This is a genomic window from Microcoleus sp. S13_C3, from assembly GCF_036700905.1.
Lineage (GTDB): Bacteria > Cyanobacteriota > Cyanobacteriia > Cyanobacteriales > Microcoleaceae > Microcoleus.
Map to the genome: position 1 here is coordinate 1 of NZ_JAUBPT010000362.1, position 1,307 is coordinate 1,307.

Below are 1,307 nucleotides of genomic sequence, written 5' to 3' on the forward strand. Positions count from 1 at the left end.
TTTTATGAATTATCCTGGTTTTTGGCTTTTTGGGTATTCTATTTTATCGTACTTCAACTTGAAGTGCGGAATGTGGGCTACAGATAAACTGTAATTGTAGGGTGTTCAGTGCGTACCTAATCGAATTAGGGTTAATTTACCAGATGTCCTATAATTACTTGGCAACCGAATTTATGGCAATATGTCTAACTGTCCAGTGTGCGGTGCTGAATACATAGAAGAAAAAGCAGAGTTGTGCTCGATTTGTGGCTGGGATTTGACTCCCTACCCGCAGCGTGCTAAGCCTTCCAAAACTTATTTAAAAAAAGAACAAGTTAGATTGCAGTGGGCAAAACAAATGTGGGAATTGGCCCGCAATCAACAAAATTGGTTAGCTAAATTTGATGAGTTGCAGGGGGAAGTGCAGCAAGGTGCGATCGCCCGCACATACATTCAATCTCAGTTAGAATGGGTTCTGTACCGCCTCGAACAACTAAACCCCGAATTGATTGTCAGCACTCTACTGCGACTGGAAGACAAAATCGGCGCTATACCTGACTCAACTCCGGCTATCTCCGAAGTAGGGATGGACTACCGCCAACTGACAAAGCTATTAGAAGCCGCAAAATGGCGCAAAGCTGATGAACACACTTGGGAAATCTTGCTGCAAATCGCTGTCAGGGAAGACGAAGGCTGGCTGAGTGCAGCCGATATTGACAGTTTTCCTCCTACAGACCTTCGCACGATCGACCGACTTTGGCAACAATACAGCAGCGGGCGGTTCGGGTTGAGCGTGCAGCAGCAGATTTGGGAAAGTACCGAGGCAAATTATACTGAATTTTGCGATCGAGTCGGCTGGAGAGTCAAGGAAAATTGGAAATATTACAGCGAGCTCTCCTTCAATGAAGATGCTCCCCCCGGACATCTCCCCGTCACCGCATGGAGACAGCGCGCCTGTTACGGTGCTGGTAAACTCACCGCAGCAGAAAACTTGGCTCGCATCGCTGCGAAACTGGCCAGTGGCGATCGGTAATCATCAAAAATAAAAAATTCAACTAGAACAGCAGGAGTCCCGCACTCTACCTGAAAGGTGAGTGTCGGGAAGAATGCGCGGCAGATTGAGGGGTTCGATACCCCGAAAGCTGCCAATACGCTACAATAACAACAGCAAAAATTCACTTTTTGAAAATGTCCCAAGTTCTTACCGAAAATTTTGGGTTTAAAGCCCCGTCCTTTTAGGACGGCTTTTTATTCTGGTTTATGTTAAGATAAAGACAGTAAATATCAAAAACAAATGAAAGCTAGATATCGCTACCGATGCTATCCGA

1 protein-coding gene is annotated in these 1,307 nt (G+C 45.6%); it reads left to right on the forward strand.

Translation table 11 applies throughout. The annotated features are described in order from the left end of the window. The first annotated feature begins 181 nt into the window (after positions 1-181). Positions 182-1,012: a GUN4 domain-containing protein gene (locus QUA16_RS36735; protein ID WP_333109785.1), complete on the forward strand. Its 831-nt coding sequence runs from the start codon at positions 182-184 to the stop codon at positions 1,010-1,012. Positions 1,013-1,307 lie beyond the last annotated feature (295 nt).